General features: G+C 63.6%; 15 protein-coding genes. 3 read left to right on the top strand and 12 right to left on the bottom strand.

Annotated features, from left to right (window positions below; translation table 11 throughout):
• The first annotated feature begins 76 nt into the window (after positions 1-76).
• Both V5738_RS13440 and V5738_RS13435 read left to right on the top strand, forming a co-directional pair.
• Positions 77-868, top strand: coding sequence for a hypothetical protein (locus tag V5738_RS13440; protein WP_423821316.1), 792 nt, complete (start codon positions 77-79; stop codon positions 866-868).
• Positions 868-1,725 carry a hypothetical protein gene (locus V5738_RS13435; RefSeq protein ID WP_423821315.1) on the top strand — a complete coding sequence of 286 codons (858 nt, stop codon included), beginning with the start codon at positions 868-870 and terminating at the stop codon, positions 1,723-1,725. The genes V5738_RS13440 and V5738_RS13435 overlap by 1 nt, the downstream gene beginning before the upstream one ends.
• Here the strand turns inward: V5738_RS13435 and V5738_RS13430 are convergent.
• Positions 1,667-2,347: a 4'-phosphopantetheinyl transferase family protein gene (locus V5738_RS13430; protein ID WP_423821314.1), complete on the bottom strand. Its 681-nt coding sequence runs from the start codon at positions 2,345-2,347 to the stop codon at positions 1,667-1,669. The two genes, V5738_RS13435 and V5738_RS13430, sit on opposite strands and share 59 nt — an antisense overlap.
• Before the next feature lie 47 nt (positions 2,348-2,394).
• On the opposite strand from V5738_RS13430, the gene V5738_RS13425 reads away from it, so the two are divergent.
• Positions 2,395-3,840 (top strand): oligosaccharide flippase family protein, encoded by a 1,446-nt coding sequence (locus V5738_RS13425; protein WP_423821313.1) that lies wholly within the window; start codon positions 2,395-2,397, stop codon positions 3,838-3,840.
• On the opposite strand, the gene V5738_RS13420 is transcribed toward V5738_RS13425, so the two are convergent.
• The 11 genes from V5738_RS13420 to V5738_RS13370 form a co-directional block, all read right to left on the bottom strand.
• On the bottom strand, positions 3,797-5,011 hold the full coding sequence (locus tag V5738_RS13420; RefSeq protein WP_423821312.1) for a hypothetical protein: 1,215 nt from the start codon (positions 5,009-5,011) through the stop codon (positions 3,797-3,799). The two genes, V5738_RS13425 and V5738_RS13420, sit on opposite strands and share 44 nt — an antisense overlap.
• Before the next feature lies 1 nt (position 5,012).
• A complete protein-coding gene (locus V5738_RS13415; RefSeq protein WP_423821311.1) occupies positions 5,013-6,410 on the bottom strand; it encodes an undecaprenyl-phosphate glucose phosphotransferase in 1,398 nt (465 codons plus the stop codon).
• A complete protein-coding gene (locus tag V5738_RS13410; RefSeq protein ID WP_423821310.1) occupies positions 6,407-7,339 on the bottom strand; it encodes a glycosyltransferase in 933 nt (310 codons plus the stop codon). The genes V5738_RS13415 and V5738_RS13410 overlap by 4 nt, the downstream gene beginning before the upstream one ends.
• Positions 7,336-8,499: a glycosyltransferase family 4 protein gene (locus V5738_RS13405; protein ID WP_423821309.1), complete on the bottom strand. Its 1,164-nt coding sequence runs from the start codon at positions 8,497-8,499 to the stop codon at positions 7,336-7,338. The genes V5738_RS13410 and V5738_RS13405 overlap by 4 nt, the downstream gene beginning before the upstream one ends.
• Before the next feature lie 94 nt (positions 8,500-8,593).
• Positions 8,594-9,763 carry a glycosyltransferase family 4 protein gene (locus V5738_RS13400; protein WP_423821308.1) on the bottom strand — a complete coding sequence of 390 codons (1,170 nt, stop codon included), beginning with the start codon at positions 9,761-9,763 and terminating at the stop codon, positions 8,594-8,596.
• Positions 9,764-9,767: 4 nt separating this feature from the next.
• Complete coding sequence (locus tag V5738_RS13395) at positions 9,768-11,189, bottom strand: BNR-4 repeat-containing protein (protein ID WP_423821306.1); 1,422 nt, start codon at positions 11,187-11,189, stop codon at positions 9,768-9,770.
• A complete protein-coding gene (locus V5738_RS13390; RefSeq protein ID WP_423821305.1) occupies positions 11,186-12,505 on the bottom strand; it encodes an O-antigen ligase family protein in 1,320 nt (439 codons plus the stop codon). The genes V5738_RS13395 and V5738_RS13390 overlap by 4 nt, the downstream gene beginning before the upstream one ends.
• A 4-nt stretch (positions 12,506-12,509) precedes the next feature.
• Positions 12,510-13,130 (bottom strand): division plane positioning ATPase MipZ, encoded by a 621-nt coding sequence (locus V5738_RS13385; protein ID WP_423821304.1) that lies wholly within the window; start codon positions 13,128-13,130, stop codon positions 12,510-12,512.
• Positions 13,130-14,545, bottom strand: coding sequence for a GumC family protein (locus V5738_RS13380; protein WP_423821303.1), 1,416 nt, complete (start codon positions 14,543-14,545; stop codon positions 13,130-13,132). Before V5738_RS13380 ends, V5738_RS13385 begins: the two co-directional genes overlap by 1 nt.
• Positions 14,542-15,486: an SLBB domain-containing protein gene (locus V5738_RS13375; protein WP_423821302.1), complete on the bottom strand. Its 945-nt coding sequence runs from the start codon at positions 15,484-15,486 to the stop codon at positions 14,542-14,544. The genes V5738_RS13380 and V5738_RS13375 overlap by 4 nt, the downstream gene beginning before the upstream one ends.
• A gap of 1,022 nt (positions 15,487-16,508) precedes the next feature.
• Complete coding sequence (locus V5738_RS13370) at positions 16,509-17,834, bottom strand: 2-hydroxycarboxylate transporter family protein (protein ID WP_423821301.1); 1,326 nt, start codon at positions 17,832-17,834, stop codon at positions 16,509-16,511.
• Between the last annotated feature and the right edge of the window lie 62 nt (positions 17,835-17,896).

The raw sequence follows: 17,896 nt of genomic DNA, 5'->3' as shown, positions 1-17,896 counted from the left end.
AAGCGAGGTTCCAAGGGCTGGGTCCGAGCGCGCGGGGCTGTTGGAGGGGGTCGCTCGCATGCCCCACGGAGGCCTCATGGGTATGACGCCGATGTTTTTCGGGCCGGGGGAAGCGTTGTATGGCAGCTATCACGCGCCAGCGCCGGGTACGCCCGGCGTCGAGACCGCGCTGGTGGTCTGCCAGAGTATCGGGCATGAATACATGCGCGGTTATCGCGCCTGCTGGCAACTGGCCGAGGCTGCGGCCGAGCGCAATGCCCATGTTCTACGCTTCGACTACCCGGCCACCGGCGACAGCGCTGGTCGCCAGGTCGAAGCCGACTGGCAGAGCTGGTTGGCCAGCGTAGACCGCGCGATCGACTGGCTCGGCGAGATCACCGGGCTGGCGCATATCCGCCTGATCGGTGTGCGGGCCGGATCGTTGATCGCGGCTGCTGCAGCAGCCCGGCGACAACAATCGCGGCGGGTGGTGCTGATCGATCCGGTGGTCGATGGCGAGCGTTATATGGCCGATCTGTCGACGCTGCATGTGGCCCAGATCGACGGCATGAACCGCTATCGCCCGCGGCGCCACCACCATGCCACCTACGATACCGATGAGTGGCTGGGTTTCCACTGGCCCAAAGCCGTGGTCGAGCCGCTTAAGGCGCAACGCCTGGCCGAGATCGATAGCGAGCGGCTAGATGACTGGCATCTCGCGACCAGTCAGGGCCAGGCCCAGCCGGAACTTGCCCAAAGCGTGATCGCACGCGGTGGGCAATCGATCGAGCTCACCGAAACATGGGACTGGGATCAGCTCGAGGCGCAGTATCGGCGCATCACGCTGGCTCGGTCGTTGTCGTCTTTACTCGATCTGAGCTTGGGTTAATGTACGAAACGCCGCTGATTTTCGGTCATGAATCGCATCTGGTTGGCCTTCTAGCACGCCCCGACGCCGGAACCGGGGTGCCGCTAAAACCGCGCCCTGGAGTGTTGTTTCTGAATGCCGGCCTCGAGCATCGCATCGGCCCGCGCGGCCTTAATACGGCGTTTGCGCGCGCGATCGCGGATGCCGGTTACCCAACGCTGCGCTTCGATTACGCCGGGACCGGAGAAAGCCGCAAGCCGCAGCAACCGCTGGCTGTCGATCGGGCCGAGGAGTTGGTGATCGAATGCCGGGCTGCGATCGATAAGATGGCACGCTTGGCCGGCTGCGAGTCGGTCGTGCTGATTGGGCTATGCAGCGGTGCCGACGATGCCCATCGGGTCGCGCTCGCCGAGCCACGGGTCGTGGGGATGGTGCAGATCGATGGGCATGCGGCGACGACGCCGGGCTTTGTCTGGCGCTACTACGCTCGCCGCGTGGCCTCGCCAAGGCGTTGGGCCAACTTCGCCCAGCGCATGAGTAGGCGTGATGGGCCTCCCAAGAGCGCGATCGACGGCGTAGATTTCTTCAAAATGCCGGAACGTAGTGTCTTGGCAGCGGATCTCGCTGGCCTGGTCGAGCGCGATGTGCGGCTGTTCTATATCTATTCCGGCGCAACGCATGGTTACTACAACCATGCCGGTCAGCTTCGCCGGGCGTTGGCCGACGTGCATTTAGGCGATGCGTTGACCGAGCACTATCTGCCGTCGGCCGACCATACTTTTTCACGCAACGCCGAGCGCATGCAGTTGTTCGTCCACGTCATCGACTGGCTGGCGGCGCATTGGCCGGCCGCGGCCGCCGGTATGCGATATGGATGAGGCGTTCGCCATAACGGCCGGCGTGGCCGGTCAGACCGGCCAGCGCGCGTTGCAAATTGGCCCGCTCGGCGCGCGCGATAAAGGTATTACCGGGGCCGGGATGGATACTGAAGTCGGTAAAGAAGAACTCGATCCGGTCAACCACTGCGATCGCTTTATAGATCGCTTCCTTGGCCGAGAACAGGGCCACAGCAGCGCTGGGTCCACTGAGTTCGGCTCGTTCGCCGGGCGTGAACACATCCGGCCAGGCGGCGCGTTCCAGCTGGCGCGGACCTTCGATATCTACGCCCAAAGCCTCGATATGTTGGCGGCGAACGACCGCAGCCAAAGCCAGGCCGTCGGCATGGCTGATGCTGCCGGTCGCCGCAACCGGCCAGATCGGGCCTGTGGTGGCCACGGCGGCCAGCGCAGGCGTTGGGCAGCCGATCGCGTCCAGCGCCTGACGGGCCAAATGGCGCCCGGCGGCGAATTCGGCGCGGCGCGTCGCTACGGCCTGGGCGACGTAGGCGGCTTCGCAGTCGGGCAGTGGTGGCCAGGGTTGGTCGATGGCGGCGGCGCGAACCACGGCTTCGGCTGGCAACAGCGCGGCCACTATGGCTTCGAGAGTTCGGTCGCGATTCATGGTCTAGCGATCCGCGGCGGCACGACCGACAAAGCGCGGGCAAAGGCATGCTGAGCTGGCTGTCGGCTTCGCTGGCGGATGCGCTCGGCCGCGTGCTGCTCAAACTGGCCACCACGATCGTGCTGGCGCGCTGGCTGACGCCGGCCGTGTTCGGCGAGGCCGCGTTGACCATCGTAGTGGTCAGCCTGATTGCGATCGTGGTTACCGCGCCGTTCGAAGAGGCCTTGGCGCAGCAGCGCATCGTGCGTCGCCGGCATTTTGCGGCCGCGCTCGGGCTGACCGTGCTGGGGGCAGCGTTGTTGATTGTGCTCGTCGGCGTTCTGGCCTGGGGCTGGGCATGGTACTGGCCGGGCGGGCAGGGCGCGCAGCTGGCCCGCCTGGTGGCCGGGTTTTCGCTGATTTTGCCGGCCCATGCCACTGTGGCCGTGTTTACGGCCCTGGCCCGTCGCCACCGCCGTTTCGATACGCTGGCCTGGGCTAATCTGGCCGGCGATGGCGGCGGCGCCGTGGTCGGGCTTGTACTTGCAGTGGCCGGCGCTGGCGTCTGGGCGCTGCTGTCGATTCGGCTGGTATCGCGCCTGATTACCGCGGGGCTGTTGGTCGCAACGAGCCCGGCGCGTATCCGGCCCTCGCTGGCACGGGCACCGCTGGTCGAGCTTGGCGGCTTCGCCGGCTGGTTTTTCGTGGCACGCTGTATCGACAAGGCCACCGATGCGGTGTTCCAAGGGCTGGTGGCACGGCTGTTCGGGCTCGAAGGGCTTGGCTATCTGAATATGGCGCTGCGTATTATCGAGCCGATACGCAGCCCGACGGCTTCGGTATCGCACAATATCGCGCTGTCGTATTTCATGCGCGCCCAGCATACGCCGGCCCGGCTGCGGGCCGCGGTGGCCGATACCGTGTCGCAGACAGCGCTGGTGCTGCTGCCGGTCTACTTCGGGCTGGCCGCCGTCGCGCCGGCGACTATCGATCTGCTGGCCGGCCCCGGCTGGACGGCGGCGGGCACGATCGCACGTGGGCTGGCAATCGCCGCCGGTGTTTCGGCGGTGGTGCATTTTCTGATGACGGCGCTCGCGGCACGCGGGCGTGCGGCCGTGATTGCCGGTGCGCTCGCGCTCGAACTCGTGATCGCCGCCGGAGCGCTTGTTGCACTCGGCCCTTGGGGCTGGGCGGCGATCGGCGCGGCCCGCGTGGTATCGGCATTGGGGCTGGCCGCAATCTACCTGTGGGCTGCGCAGAGCGCTTTCGGTTTGTCGGTCGGTGGCTTCATGCGAGCGGCTGTCCCGGCGGCGGTGAGTGCCATGGTCATGGCCGGGGCGATCGCCGCGCTCGATGCCAGTGGCATGGTCGCCGGTTCGCCGGCTTGGCGGCTCGGTAGCCAGATGGGTATCGGGATCGTGTTGTTCAGCGTGCTGGTCTTGTTGTTTCATCGCAGCACGCTACGGTCGATCATGGCCGTTCTGGGCCGAACTCCACGCGCGGCTGCGGGTTGAGCGTATAGCGCAGACCCACCCCACCTACCAGTTTGTCGAAACGGGCATCGTCCAGATTCGAATCGCGATCCATGCGGCTGATCTGCGCGGTCAGTGCCAGTCGGTCGGTTGGTTGCCAGGTGAGCTCGGCGCCGTAGTCCTGGGTGGTATCCCGACGGTTGCTGGCTGTGGTGCCGAGATAATCTTCCCGATGCCACTCGTAATGGCTGGCCAGCGCCAGGCTTGGACCATAACGCCATTGCAGGATCACCCGCCCGTAGCGATCGCGCAGCGCATTGGCGGCGACGCTGTCGGCTGAGTAGATATCCTGTGCTGCCATGAACATGAGCTGGGTCTGGCCCGATACATCGCGAATATAAGCCACGCGGCCGCTTGGCTCCGACCAATCCGAGGCCTGATCGCCTGAGTCGTTGCGCCAGGTATAGCCGCCTTGGGCCATGAAGCTGGAGACGCCGCTGTAGCGCCACGCCAGACGCAGATAAGGCGTGTGCTGGGTAAAACCATGGGCGAGCGCATCATCTGCGCCGCGCTGTGGGAAGTCGCCGTCGATGCGCGCCGCGCCAAGCGTGACACGGGTACCCGGCGTGGTTTCGTAAGTCAGTTCGGCACGGCTGTCGATTTCGGTGCGATCGTAGCGGCGTTCGGTCGCCAGCGTATGGCGACGATCGAGGTAGCCAATACGGGCCAGGGTCGACCAATGTGGCGTGATCGCAAGCCGCATATCGACGACCGGGTTATGCAGCTCGATGAAATCCTTGTCCCGTTCGCTGCGATTTTCGAAGCCGTTCAGATAGCGGCCGCCTGTATAGGACGCCGTACCGCTGAGCAGCGCACCGATGGCGTAGTCCCAATCGATATTGCCGCGATAGTCGGTGTGATCGAGATAGTCGTTATCGCGATAGAGCACGCGCGTGGCTTCGGCGTTCGCAGTCACGTGCTGGCGGGCATGATTCCAGTCGATATCGCCGCCCAGGGTTGCGTAATGCAACTGGTCGGCATCGCGGCTGCCGGACGGGGAATCGAACAGGTTGGTGTCGGATTCGAATCGATAGCCGGCATAGGGTGAGACTTCCAGGCCCATGGCAGTGGTTGTGCCGGTGGTCAGCAGCCCGGCGAGGGCCATCAGCAGGCGTGCGCGTTCCCGCGCGAGGGGATCTGTCCGTTGTGCCATATCAGTATGCAGCGCGATCCCGGAACACCAGGGCGATGGTGCGCAGGATGATGTAGATATCCAGCCCCGGCGACCATGAGCGGATATAGCGAAGGTCGTACTCGACGCGGCGTTGCATATCTTCCACCCGGGCGGTTTCGCCGCGCAGGCCGTTGATCTGGGCCAACCCAGTCAAGCCGGGTTTGACCTTGTGTCGCAGCATGTACTGCGAGACTAGACCGCGATAGGTCTCGTTATGTGACACCGCATGCGGCCGCGGGCCGACCAGGCTCATTTCGCCGCGCAGCACGTTCCAGAACTGCGGCAGTTCGTCGATCGAGGTACGCCGGAGAAAAGCCCCCAGCGGGGTGACACGCGGGTCGTTGCGCGTGGCCTGATTGACCAACGCGCCCACCTCGGCCACATGCATGGTGCGGAATTTGTGGACCGCGATCTCGCGGCCGTCCAGGCCATAGCGGGGCTGGGTGAACAGAATCGGCCGCCCAGAACTGATCAGCACGGCGGTAGCGACCACCGCGAACACCGGCGCGAGCATGGCTAGAAGGATGAGGGCGAATACGATGTCCATCATCCGTTTGAGCAGGCCGTCGGCGCCGAAAAAGGGCGTTTCGCTGACAGTGAATACCGGCATGCCACCGACTTCCGCGAACTGTAGATGGTCCATGCGGAACAAAGGCGAGGCCGGCACGAAATAGATGGAGGCGGTGGTATCGCCCAGTGCGCTGACTACGCTCATTGCACGGTCGGCGCCTTCCAGCGGCAGCACCACGAACACCACGTCGACAGTATTCGCGTTGACGTAAGCCACGACATCCTGGCATCGGCCGAGCACCAACCCACCAACCGGCGCGCCGGTCCGCTCGGCGGTGCGGTCTTCGAAGAAACCGAGCAGATGAAAGCGCGGCAGGTCCAGATCGCGAAAGGTTTCGGCCAGTCGGCGTGAATCGTCGTTGAGGAATACGATCACCGCGCGCCGCGAACGCATCGAATTGGGAAACCAACGAAAGAATACATACCGCGCCACGTGGTGGGCGGCGACGAACAGCAATGGCGTGGTGGCCAGCCAGATCAATATCACCCGGCGTTCGAATACCCCGGTCTGGCGGGTGATGAAGCCGAGAAAAACCAGGCCGGTGGCCACCGCCAGCCAGTTCAGCACGACACCGGTACCGATCGAACCGGCTCGCCCGATATGCCAGCGCGAAATCAGACTGAAGCGGCCGAATACCGCACCCAGAATCACGAACACCAGCAGCGCGAGCTCATGATAAGCACGGATCAGCCCCTGATCGGATAGGTGTGCGCAGATCAGCAGATTGCTCGTGCCAATGCCGGCATAGGCCAGGCCGTGTAGCAGGAGAGCAAAGCTGCTGCCAGGGCGTTGTCGAGGCGTATTCATGGCGATGGCTCCGAACCACGCAGGCGGGCAAAGGCGCGACTGACGAGTTTGGCCAGGCGGGCCTTCTGCCAGCGCTGAAGATCGGCCCGGAAGACCGGGTCGGGATACTGCGGCCGGCGTCGTGCCGTGGCATGGAAGTAACCAGTCATGATCAGCAGGCCGCCGATGACATAGGGTTTCTCCGGCATGCGATAGATGCCGACGGCCGCGACATAGGCCGGGTGGTACCCCATGAAATGGATCCCGCGACCCCAGCGCAGCCGACCGTGCACGATGCTTACCTGCGACGAGCCCATCAGCCGGTGGTGATGGATGCGCGCGTCGGGATGGTCGATGTTAGCCGTGCGCCAGCCGGTCATGCGGGCGCGATGGATGTCGATGCCGTCCCATTGCAGGGTTTGTTCGAAGCCGCCGATGGCCTCGAACGCCTCGCGTCGATAGAACTTGAATGGCCCGGCCACCATGTCCGGCGACTTGCGTTCTTCGACGTCGCCACCGGGCTCCGGCCGGTAGACGCGCCCGGAAATGGCAGCCAGCTTCGGATCGACTGCGAAGGCCGCCAACATCGTCTCGATGTAGCGTGGCCCGTAGGTGATATCGGCATCGAGCTTGACGATGTACCGCCAGTCATCGATAGGGGCGTGCGCCAAGCCGTGATTGAAGGCCTCGATCACTCCGGCCCCGACGCGCCGGCGACCGCGGTCATTACGCTGTATGAGATGGATGAAGTCGGATTGGGCTGCGTACCGTGCGACCTGTAGCGCGGTGTCGTCGCTAGAGCCATCGTCGACGATCACCCAGGCAGCAGGACGCACGGTCTGGGTTAGCATGGCCTCGATCGCGGCATCCACGAAGCGGGCCTCGTCCCGCATCGGGGAAATGACCAGGATCGGCGCGGTGCGTACCTTGTTGTCGGCCGTCGTGTTCATGACCATACCCGCTCGTAGGCAGCCAGCAATGTAGGGACTTCATGGGGCCAAGCCAGTTCGGCTTCGATACGGGCCCGGCCGGCTGCGCCCATGACCGCGCGCCGCGGCGCGTCGTCGATCAGGGCGAGCAGTTGATCGGCAAAGTGGCCGGTATTGCCCGGTTGGGCATAAAGGGCGGCCTCGCCGGCCGATACCCGGCCCTCGACGAGGTCGTACTGGACCAGTGGCTTGCCGAGGGCCATATATTCCAGAATCTTGTTCATGGTCGACTGATCGTTCATCGCATTCTTGGGATCGGGGCTGACACAGACATCCGCGGTCGAGAGCACGCGCAGCAGATCCTCGCCCGCGAGACGGCCCGGGAAATCGACGTATTCGGCGATGCCAAGTGCTTCGGCTTCGTGCTTCAGCCCGGCCAACGAGGGCCCGAAACCAACGAGGCAGAACTGAATATCGTGGCGCTCGCGGCGATACACGAGATCGGCGATGACGGCCAGCAGATCGCTCAGACCTTCCTGTTCGCCCATGACCCCGACATAGCCGACCAGGTGGCGTCGCCCCCGCTTGAGCGTCGGATCGGGCGCTACTGGATACACGCGGTCCAGATTCGGTCCGCTGCGCACCACGAATACGTTCTCGGCTGCCATGCCGCCACGCCGGCAGGCGATGCGCTTGAAGGAGTCATTGGTAGCGATCGATACGCTGGCGGTTGCGAACGTGGCGCGTTCGAGCGCACGCAACAGCCAGTAGGCTGTGCCGCGTCGGCCGAACTTGGCCTCGAACAGTTCCGGGCACAGATCGTGGTGATCGAACACGAATCGCACCCCAGCCAAGCGGGCAAGAGCGGCAACGATGAACGCCGTATCGGGCGGATTGGCCGCGTGAATCACGTCCACCGGCGTCTCGCGATGAATACGTCGGGCCAAGCGCAGCTGCCAGAACAGGGCGGTAGCGTATTCGATCGGATAGCCGATCGCGGACTCGGCTTCCACCGGCAATGGGTGTCGATGGATGGCGATGCCGTCTATTTCGGCATAAGCCTCGGTATAGCCTTCGGCCTGCGGACAAATGACCGATACGCGATACCCGGCTGCGTACAGGGCGTTGGCTTCTTGCCATATACGCCGGTCAAACGGCACAGGCAGGTTTTCCACGATCATCAGCACATGCCTTGATGCACCCTCGCGTGGCGGCTGTGCCGACCGGCCTCGAAGCCACTCCCTTGTCATTTTGTGTCCCCCGTTTGACCGTCGTTCAGCTCGGTCGATCGTGCCCGGTGGCCCGGCCGGATTCCGGCAGGGTCTCGGATGTGGTCTGTGGTTCGCGCAGCGTTCGATATACCGCTCGCGTCTCGGCAGCGAGATGCGTCCAGCCCAATTGGCTCGCTAGAGCGCGGCTGACGTTTTGCCGTACGTGCGCCAGCCGTGCGGGATCGCGCCGTAGTTCGATAATCAGATTCGCCAGTGCCTGCGAGTCCGGCGCTGGCAGCAGAAAACCGGTGTGGCCGTGCTCGATGATTTCGCCGAGACCGCCTACATCCGTAGCCGCCACCGCGCTGCCGTAGGTCAGCGCCAGCATCAGCACACCGGATTGGTCGATGGCGCGGTAGGGCAGCACCACGAGGTCTGCGGCCGCGAAATACTGTGCCGTGGTCTCGGCATCGACGCGTCTCAGGTCGAGCCGTACGTCGATACGGCCGGCCAGTTTCGCTGCCTCGCCGAACTGATCGTGTCCAGCGACGATCGCGATCACTCGGTGGCCCGCCAGCCGATCGAGGGCTGCAACCAGTACATCGAGCCCCTTGTAGGGTCGGATACGGCCGAAAAACAGCAGCACGAACACATCGCCCGCGAGTTCGAGTGCAGCCCGAGCGGCACCACGGGTGGGCGCCGGAGCCGCGGTGCGCGCGAAGCCGCCATGGGCGATGCGATGCACGCGGGCGGCGGGCGCGCCGAGTTCGTTGACGAGCCGGGCCGCGGTTTGCTCGGTGTGAGCGATCACGGCATCGACATGGCGATAGATACGCCGAAACAACACGGCGTCGTACCGCCGGTTTTCGTGGGGCAGAGCGTTATGCGCAGTCCAGACCACGGCGGCGCCGGCCGCTCGGGCTGCGACGATCAGCGGCCAGTCCAGAGCCGGGCGATGTAGCGCCTGGATATGGAATACATCCGGCCGCTCGCATTGCAGCTGGCGGACTACCCGGGCCACACCAGTCGCATGGGCCAGCCCACGGGACGCCCGATTGCCGGCTGCGGCCGGGTCCGGGTACGGCTGACTCAAACGCGCGGTCAGCGCTTGGGCGTAGGGATAGTTGGCCCGAGTCTGCAGACAGACGTGATCACCGCAGCCGCTGTCGGCCAAGGCGCTGGCCAGTTCGGTTGCGTATTCATAGGGCCACGGGGCGTGCATGAGGATATCCATGGGGCTATTTCTCGGCCAGCCACACGATGGCGATACGGTCGTTCTCGCAACGGCCAACGTCGTTGATCACGTTGCCGTGTATATAAAATGTCGGTCGGCCTTGCGCATCGTCGGCGCCGCGTACGGCTCGGGGATGGCAAAGATTGCCGTGGCTGGTGCGATCGCCTTCGAATACGGTGGTCCAATTCGACCTCGGGGTGCCGTTGGCATGTACGGCGCGGCGCAGTACGGTCAGGCCTGAAACGAAAGCCCATTCGTGGCCAGCATCGTCGTAGTGCAGCTCCCAAGCCTGGCCGGGCGTTGGGGCCGGCTTCGACCATTGCCTGCGGTCGAGAAACAGGGTGAAGCGCGGCCCGTTGATGCTTTGCAGATTGAGCACCGGATGGCCATCGCGGCTGACCGTGATCCGCGCCGGGCTGTAGAAGCCGTCAGGTGCGAGCGAGGCCAAGCGGTCGTCGCCCACGCGCCCGGCCGCAGCCAGCCCGATCGGCAAATCCAGCTGTTGGCCGTCTGCGCTTTGAAAATCCGTACTGCCCGGCGGGGCATAGGCATAGCTGGCGTGATCCTGATTCACGCCGGAGCTATTCTTACGCCAATACCAGGCCAGATGCATGCCGTTGTCGGCATCGAAGGCAAGTCGTATCTGATAGACCCACCAGCCCGGCTCCGAAATCAGCGGCCTCGTAACGGCGCGAGTTTGACCACCGGGCAGCTCGGCGTCGGCGCCCTCGATAACCAGGTCGCCGCCAATGGCGTGCCACTGACGGGTCGCTTCGTCATAGGCGGCGAGGCCGCCCGAATACTGGCGCTGACCGAAATCGCGGGCCGGGCGGGCCGCATAGCGATAGGTGACATACAGCGTTCCGTTGCGGTCGTTGAAAAACGCCGGGTAGGTCACCTGGGTCCCCGGGATGGCCGCGCGGCCGGGGGCAGGGAATTCGACATCGCGATGCTGGCTGTCCCATTTGTCGGCGATCGAGACCCGGTCGCCACGGAAGACAAAACCGTCGATCGAGCCCGGCTGTTTGGAGACCGCGTACTGCCACGGCAGGTTGTGCATGTTGTAAGCCACATGGATATAGCCGTCGCGGTCGATGCCCACCGAGGCGGCCGTGTGGTACGGATCGTTGGCGGTCTGGTCATCGACGAGATATTGCGACCAACGCCAATGCCCGTCGGCATCACGCGCGCCGCGTCGTAGCACCGTTTTTAACCCCAAACCATGCAAAACCACCGGTTGTGATCCAGGCTCGATGTTGACGGTATAGACCGCACCGTCGAAGACCGCGAGCGGTGTAGCGAACACGCTGGCGTTAGCTGTAGCGACCGGCGTCGGCGCCAGGACAGTGCTGGCTTTGAGCGCCGCCAGACACGGGCCCGAGGCAAGTAGCGTGACCAGCGCAGCGCCAAGCGTTAACCGGCTCATGGGCTTACCTCCAGGGCCGGGGCCGGCTCGCTGGCCGGATGTTCCAGCGTGTCGCCGATCTGTAGTCGGCTAATCGACAGCGAGTCGTAAATCGACAGCAGGAACACAAAATGCATCGGCCGGAATATGATCGACTCGGTCAGGTTGGCCGCTGCGAAGAACACCACGAACACGATCAGCAACACTCGTTCGGCATCGAACGCCGCGGGTAGCCGGAGCGCCCGGCGGATCGTGTTGCACAGAAAGGCGAGGGCCAGCCCGAGGCCGATCAGCCCGGTTTCGTTGAACACGTCCAGATAACCGTCGTGGCCCTGCCAGAGCACGCCGTAAAGATTCTGGGTGACCCACGGGGCGGGGCCGCCGATTCCGAGCCAAAACGCCTGGAATCCCGAGCCCAGCCAGGGATGCTGGATCGCCTCGGCATAGACGAGCTGCCAGATCTCGAGCCGGCCGGTGAATGTTGCATTGCGCCCAACCGAATGCGCGACCGGGGCGACGATCTCTTGCCAGCTCGGCACCCCGTGAACCACCAGCATGATGAATACGACAGTGATCGCGAGTATGGCGGCGCCGAGCACGCCGGCGACGGCGACCCGGCGGCCGTCGAACGGCGGGCGCAGGGCAAACCACATGGCAGGCAGTGCCACCAGCGTGCACAACAGCGCCGTCGCATCGTCGGCCATTAATAAAACGAGCAGACTGATCGCGGTCCAGGCCAGCGCGCGCCGGGTGTTGGCTTCGCCGATCGCCAACGCATGCAGCCACAGTACCGCGGTCCAGCCCGACAGCAGGCCGAGATGATTCTTGCTGCGCGTAATACCCGCCCAGGCGTTGTCGTAGGCTGCGACCTGCCCGACATGCGGCAGCGCGACCGAAACCACCAGCGAGATCAGCACGGTCAGGGTGAACGCCCAGCGCAAGTGCCGACGCAGACGGCCCGGCTCGAAGGTGGTCAGCTGAAAAGACAGGGCGAGCAGTACGGCGCCGACCAGCAATACGATCTTGCGTAACGTGATGTCCGGATAGCCCGACCACGCAGTCGAGGCCGTTGCCCATAGCACGAACCCCAGCAGACACGGATCGATCCGACGGATAAGCGCGATGGCCAGGTCGCGTCGCAGCCAGGCGACCAGGGCAGCGACCATGAATGGCGACATCCACTGAACACGCCGGAATAGCGACCCACTTTGACCGTCATCCGAGATCTCGTGCGAGAACGTCAGACCGCTGGGCAGAATCGCGAACGCCAGCGCGACCCAGAACAGAATGGCCAGGATCCAGCGCATGCGTTGTTCGCGTAGGCGGGCCTCGTCCATGCGGTCACCGCGGCGCCAGAACGCTGCCGAGCACGGCCGCGTCGGTTTCCGAAAGACGCTCGAGCAGGCGGTTGGCGCGTGCCAGGCGGGTGGTGTCGCGTTTGAACAGCACCACCGCAGCGCCCGCCTGTCGTGCGGCGTTGAGGGCATCGAGGTCGTGCGCGTCGGCCGAGATATCGATCAGGACACGGTCGTGGCGGGCGCGTAGCTCAGCCAGTGCAGTGCCCAGATATGCCGGGGCATCGGTGACCGTATCGGCCAGCGAGCGCCCCTCGCGGTCGTGGGTAACGATATGCAGCGCCGAGAGTTCAACGGCGGTACCTGCCGGTGCACTCGTGGTGTTGTCGTCCCAACCGAACAGCGCGCGCTGGCGGGCCCCGGTGCGAGCGGCATCCACGATCGCCACGGTCTCGCCAGCTTGTAGTGCTGCCATGGCCAGATTGGCAACAAACGTACTGCGCCCCTCGCTCGGTTGGCAGCCAGCGATGGCCATACAGCGGGTCCGCTCATGTGCCGGCGAAACCGAAAGCCGAGCTAGAATCACCCGTACTGCCTCGGCGGCTGGCGCGCGTGGTTGCCATGCCACATGTACGGCCCGATCTACGATCTGGTGCGAATCGCTCATCATCGGGTCCCCGGTAGCAGTTCGCCAAGCACTGGCATGTCTAACTCGCGCCTGATGTCTTCGGCCGCCCGGATCCGTCGGTCGAATAGTTCTCGTAGCAACGCGAGCATTGCGCCGACCACGGCGCCGGCGACCAGCGCCAGCAGCACACGGGCGTTGCTCGACAGGCCGGTCGGCTGGCTCGGGGGCGTGGCCGGGCTGACCACGGAAATATTCTGTTGCTGGAGCTCGCTGCCGCCGAGCACACGATCGTAATTGCCCAGAGCTGCGAGATAGACTTGCTGTGCGCTGTTCAGGCGCCGTTCGTAGCTTGCGAGCTCGGCCTGCTTGTGCTGCTCGTCCATCACGCGCTCGCGCGTATTGTCGTAGGTCTTCTGCAGGCGTTGGACGCGATCGCTGGCGGTCTGCGCTTCGCTTTGCCGTGACGTTATGTAGGCATTGATTTCATGGGCGAGCTTGGCGCGTACCGTCGCGATCTGGCTGTTCAGAGCTCTAAGCCGAGGATGATTGGGGCCCAGATCGCCGGCGAGTTCGCTGCGCTGCGATTGCAGATCGACAAGGCGATTCTTGATCTGCTGGATATAGCTGCTATCCAAAACGTCGGCCTGGTCGGCCATCGAGGTCCCGGCACTGCGGGCCTGGCGAATCTGTTCAAGCTGGGCCGCCGCGAGCTGTTGGTCGGATTCGGCGGCATTGAGCCGTGTGCCGAGGTCAACCAGGCGGTTTGCATCGACGCTGCGCGATCCATTGGTATCAATCAGGCCGAGACGCTGTCGGGCATCGGCAAGTGCGCTCTGGGCATCGTCGACCTCATGGCGCAGGTTGGAAAGGAATCCTGTGAAGCGCGACTGTCGCGACTTGGCTGGATCAATCGCCAGGGCCCCACTGGCCTCGCGGTACTGATCGATCACGGCATTGACGACGGCGGCCGCCTGGCCAGGATCTTCGCTGGTATAGCCGACCACCACCAGACGGCTGGCCGGCCCGGCCTCTACTGCTAAATGACGTGCCAAATTATTGGCCAACCAGTCGTCGAAATGATCTCGTGACTCGTCTGTGGCTTCGAACTCGCTGAGTGCCTCTGGCTCGGCGGTGAATTTCAATTGTTTGACGACCCCAAGCAGTACCTTGTGGCTGGTCAGCAGGTCGATCTGGGTTGCAGCATAGCTATCGGCCAGATTCGATGAACGCATTTCTCCGGTGACCGGGTCGCTGCCGGGAAACTCGATCACCAGCGAGGCGCGGGCGGTATAGGTGGCTGGCGTCAGCCAGGTAATCGCCAGGGCGAACAGCACGAAGACTGCCGTGGTAAGCGCGATGATGCGCCAGCGCGCGGCGAGCGCTCGGCCAATCTGCCCGGGCGTGGGCGATCGCCGGCTGCCAGGAATCAGCGGTCGGTCCAAGGGCGCGTTCAAAAGTATCTCTCCTTCACGAAGATCGTGTCACCGGGCTGAATCGGCTGGTCGAGCCGGGCCGCCAGCGTCCGATCGTGGTCATCGACGCGACGATGAATCTCGATACGCGAATTGGAGCCCCGATCGGTCAGCCCGCCGCCGGTAGAAATCGCCTGCATGACGGTCATGCCGGGTTGGATGGCATAGGCATCCGGGCGCCGAACCTGGCCGTAGATATAGAAAATAGGCGCCTTAGGTACGAATACTGTGTCGCCGGCCTGTAACTGGAATCCGGGCCGCTGGCCGTGGCCACCAACCAAGGCATCGATGTCGACACGAAAATGTCGCTCGTCCCGGATGCCGGGACGGATCACAACGATTTGGCGCGCGCCTTGAGTATCGATCCCGCCGGCCTCGGCGAGCGCGTCGAGTAGGCTGGTGCGCGTATCCAGCGTGAAACGCCCGGGGCGGCGGACTTCGCCGAGCACGGCCACTTCCTGGCTGCGATGTTCGACCAGGGTGATGCTGACCTGTGGATCGTGGAAATAATCGCCACGTGTATAGGCTGCCGCAATGCGATTCTGGGCCTCGGCAGGCGTTAGACCGCCGATGTCAAAGGCGTCGAGCAGGGGGAGCGAAACCTTGCCGTCGCTGGATACAAACCCCTGGGTGTCCATATCGGGCTGGCCGAACATCCGCATACGGATGACATCGCCCGAGCCCAGTCGAATACCGGCTGGTGTACTGGTCGGTGTATCGGCGAGCGAGGCCATGGGGTTGGTATGCCCGGTCTCACCATGCTCGATCGCCAGCATGCCGATCGCGGGTTCCGTGACCGGCGTTGGCGGTTTGTCAGGCTGGCTTGCACAGCCGGACAAAACAATGAGAATTATAATCAGCCAAAGTATGGCGAATGGGCGGCCCTTGGCCGGGCGCCTATAGGATTTGTGCCGCATCGACATGGCATTTCCCCCTTGTCACAGGCTAAGCATATGCAGCGTTTTGGTTATGCGTGCAAGTGCTCGGGAGGCCGGTGTGCCGGGCTGCGCGCACAAGTGCCGAGAAGATCATAGAATTTATGTAAATAAAAATTTATGGTGAGACGTATTTTTATCCGTTGTAAGGCGGGTATTAAATATTTATGCGCAATAATAATAAGCGCGTAATGGACTGGCTTCGAACGAGGTCGGATAGGACCAGGGTGGTCTGAATAGACGGCGGCCACCCTGGGTAGGCGCGGAAATGCCGTGTAAAACGGTTATCCGCACCGGTCTCGGGCGGCAGCGGGCCGTGGTATCAGCACTGAGACACAAGCCGAGCCGGACGTGGCGGGATTACCCGCCTAGACCCAATGTCGTAGACGCGAAAGAGCCGCAGCTGTAAGGACAGACACCGGAGGTCCGGCGCTGCCGCGACTGTCAGGACGCTGCGTTAAAAGCCGGGATTGGTTTGAATGCGAAGCGCAAAGCGTTTGATGCGGCATGCCATGGTATTGCGTACAGGCACTATGACCGTATGAGCGGGAGGGCCGGGCTACGCATCCGAATCAGCGGCGTTGCCTCGGTGCAGGGTCGGTGGCCGTGTAGCCAAGGCTGGTCGCCTGGAGGCCCGAGTGGCTAGACACCATCGGCCGGGCAACGGAAGGCGGGCCCCTCGAAGCAGACAACGACCGACCTGCTCGGGCTTGTTGGTGTGTCATCCGAGCGTCGCGCGGGCGCCTGTCCAGTGGGTTCTACAAGAGGGGGCACGCCGCAGGGCGCCAGAGGTTCATTTGGCATGGCAGCCGAGCCCGAGCCGGCGAGCATCCAACGATCAATGGCAGAACGGTCCCTCAGCATTGCCGTTCGCTGGCCTAGACCGACTACGTTACGTTCGCTACGGCTTACCTGGCTGCACCATAGTGCTTGGTGTTGAGATCCGGGGCCGACACAATCGCCCTACGCATACGGCCGATGATTAAGCGTAGGGCGATTCGGTGTTATGGCTAGAGGCTGCCGCCGAACAGCATCGGGACCAACACACTGGCGAGTAGCAGAATCAACGCGCCCCCCAGTCGCGAGGAGATCTGGGCGAAAGGCATGAGCTGCATGCGATTAGCCGCCGACAGCACGGCCACATCGCCGGTACCGCCCATATTGGCCATGCACAGCCCGGCCGTGATCGCGGATTCGATGGGATAGAAGCCCATCAATTTGCCGACCAGGCCAGCGCCAACAGCTGCGCCCGAGACCACTGCAAATACGATCAAAACGTAGGTGATCGAGATCGCGTCGATGACCTGGCCGAGGTCGGTGTAGGCGATGCCGATGCCGAACAGCAGGGCGAACGTCCAGTTGCGGGCCACGAACTGAAACCACTCGGCTGCCGCATCGTTGACGTTGTTTGGCATCAGCCCACCGATCTTGACCGCCGCGACCAAGATGATCATCAGCGCATAGGGATGCAGCGGAATGACTGCCCCCAGGATCTGGCCAGCGACATAGAAAGCCAGCGCCGCCAACAGCCCGATACCGAGTTTATCCAGCGTCGGCTGCGATTGACGTTCAGCGATCTGGACCCCGGGCATCATTTGGCCGCCGCCAGTGAGCGACGGCATGCGCTTGCCTAGGCCGTTCAAAAGACCGGCGATGATGATGGCGAAGACATTACCGAGCGCCAATGCCGGTACGAGCAGGGAGATGTAGTAGCTGGCTGGCTGGCCGAGCAGTTGTTCGTAGATCTGGCTCATCGGCACGGCGCCGGCGCCCATTCCGCCGCCCATGATCGGTAGGGTGATCACGACCACGGCATCTTGTGCGGAAAAACCAAGGCACCAGCCGACGATGACGGCAAACAGGGCGGCACACAGCACGGCGCTGATCAGAGGCAGGGCGAAGCGAACGCCCACTTTGACCAGAATATGCGAGTCCATACCGAGGATGCTGCCGGTGATCAACGCAGCGATATAGAAATTGAGAAAACCGCCGCTTTTCATAAAACTGGTGATGCTTTCGGCCACGTCGGCGGGCAGCCAACCTAGATAGACCAGTGTCGCAGCGGAAAAAATCGCCAGAATCGCGCCACCGCCGAGATAGGTCCGAACGATCGGCAGCCGATCACCGATATGGCCGAACAGCTCACCGAACAGCATGATCACGATGAACGCGCCGATCATGCTGTTCGGCAGAGTATCGGTGACCATGGCCAATATCATGACGGCAAAGAACAGTCCGAAAACCGGCAGACTCAAGCCGAATATTCGCGTGTCGAACAGGCTGTCGATTAGGCTCGACGCAGGACGGACGGCGCCGGTCGATGTCGTATCGCTCATAGGATCTCCTTATTATCGTCGGTCGAACCCGCTTCCTCGCACGTCGTGTCGAACGGGTGGGG

The sequence above is a fragment of the Salinisphaera sp. SPP-AMP-43 genome (assembly GCF_049568105.1).
Taxonomy (GTDB): domain Bacteria; phylum Pseudomonadota; class Gammaproteobacteria; order Nevskiales; family Salinisphaeraceae; genus Salinisphaera.
The sequence above is the reverse complement of the archived record's forward strand: the minus strand, read 5'-3'. Positions and strand labels throughout refer to the sequence as shown.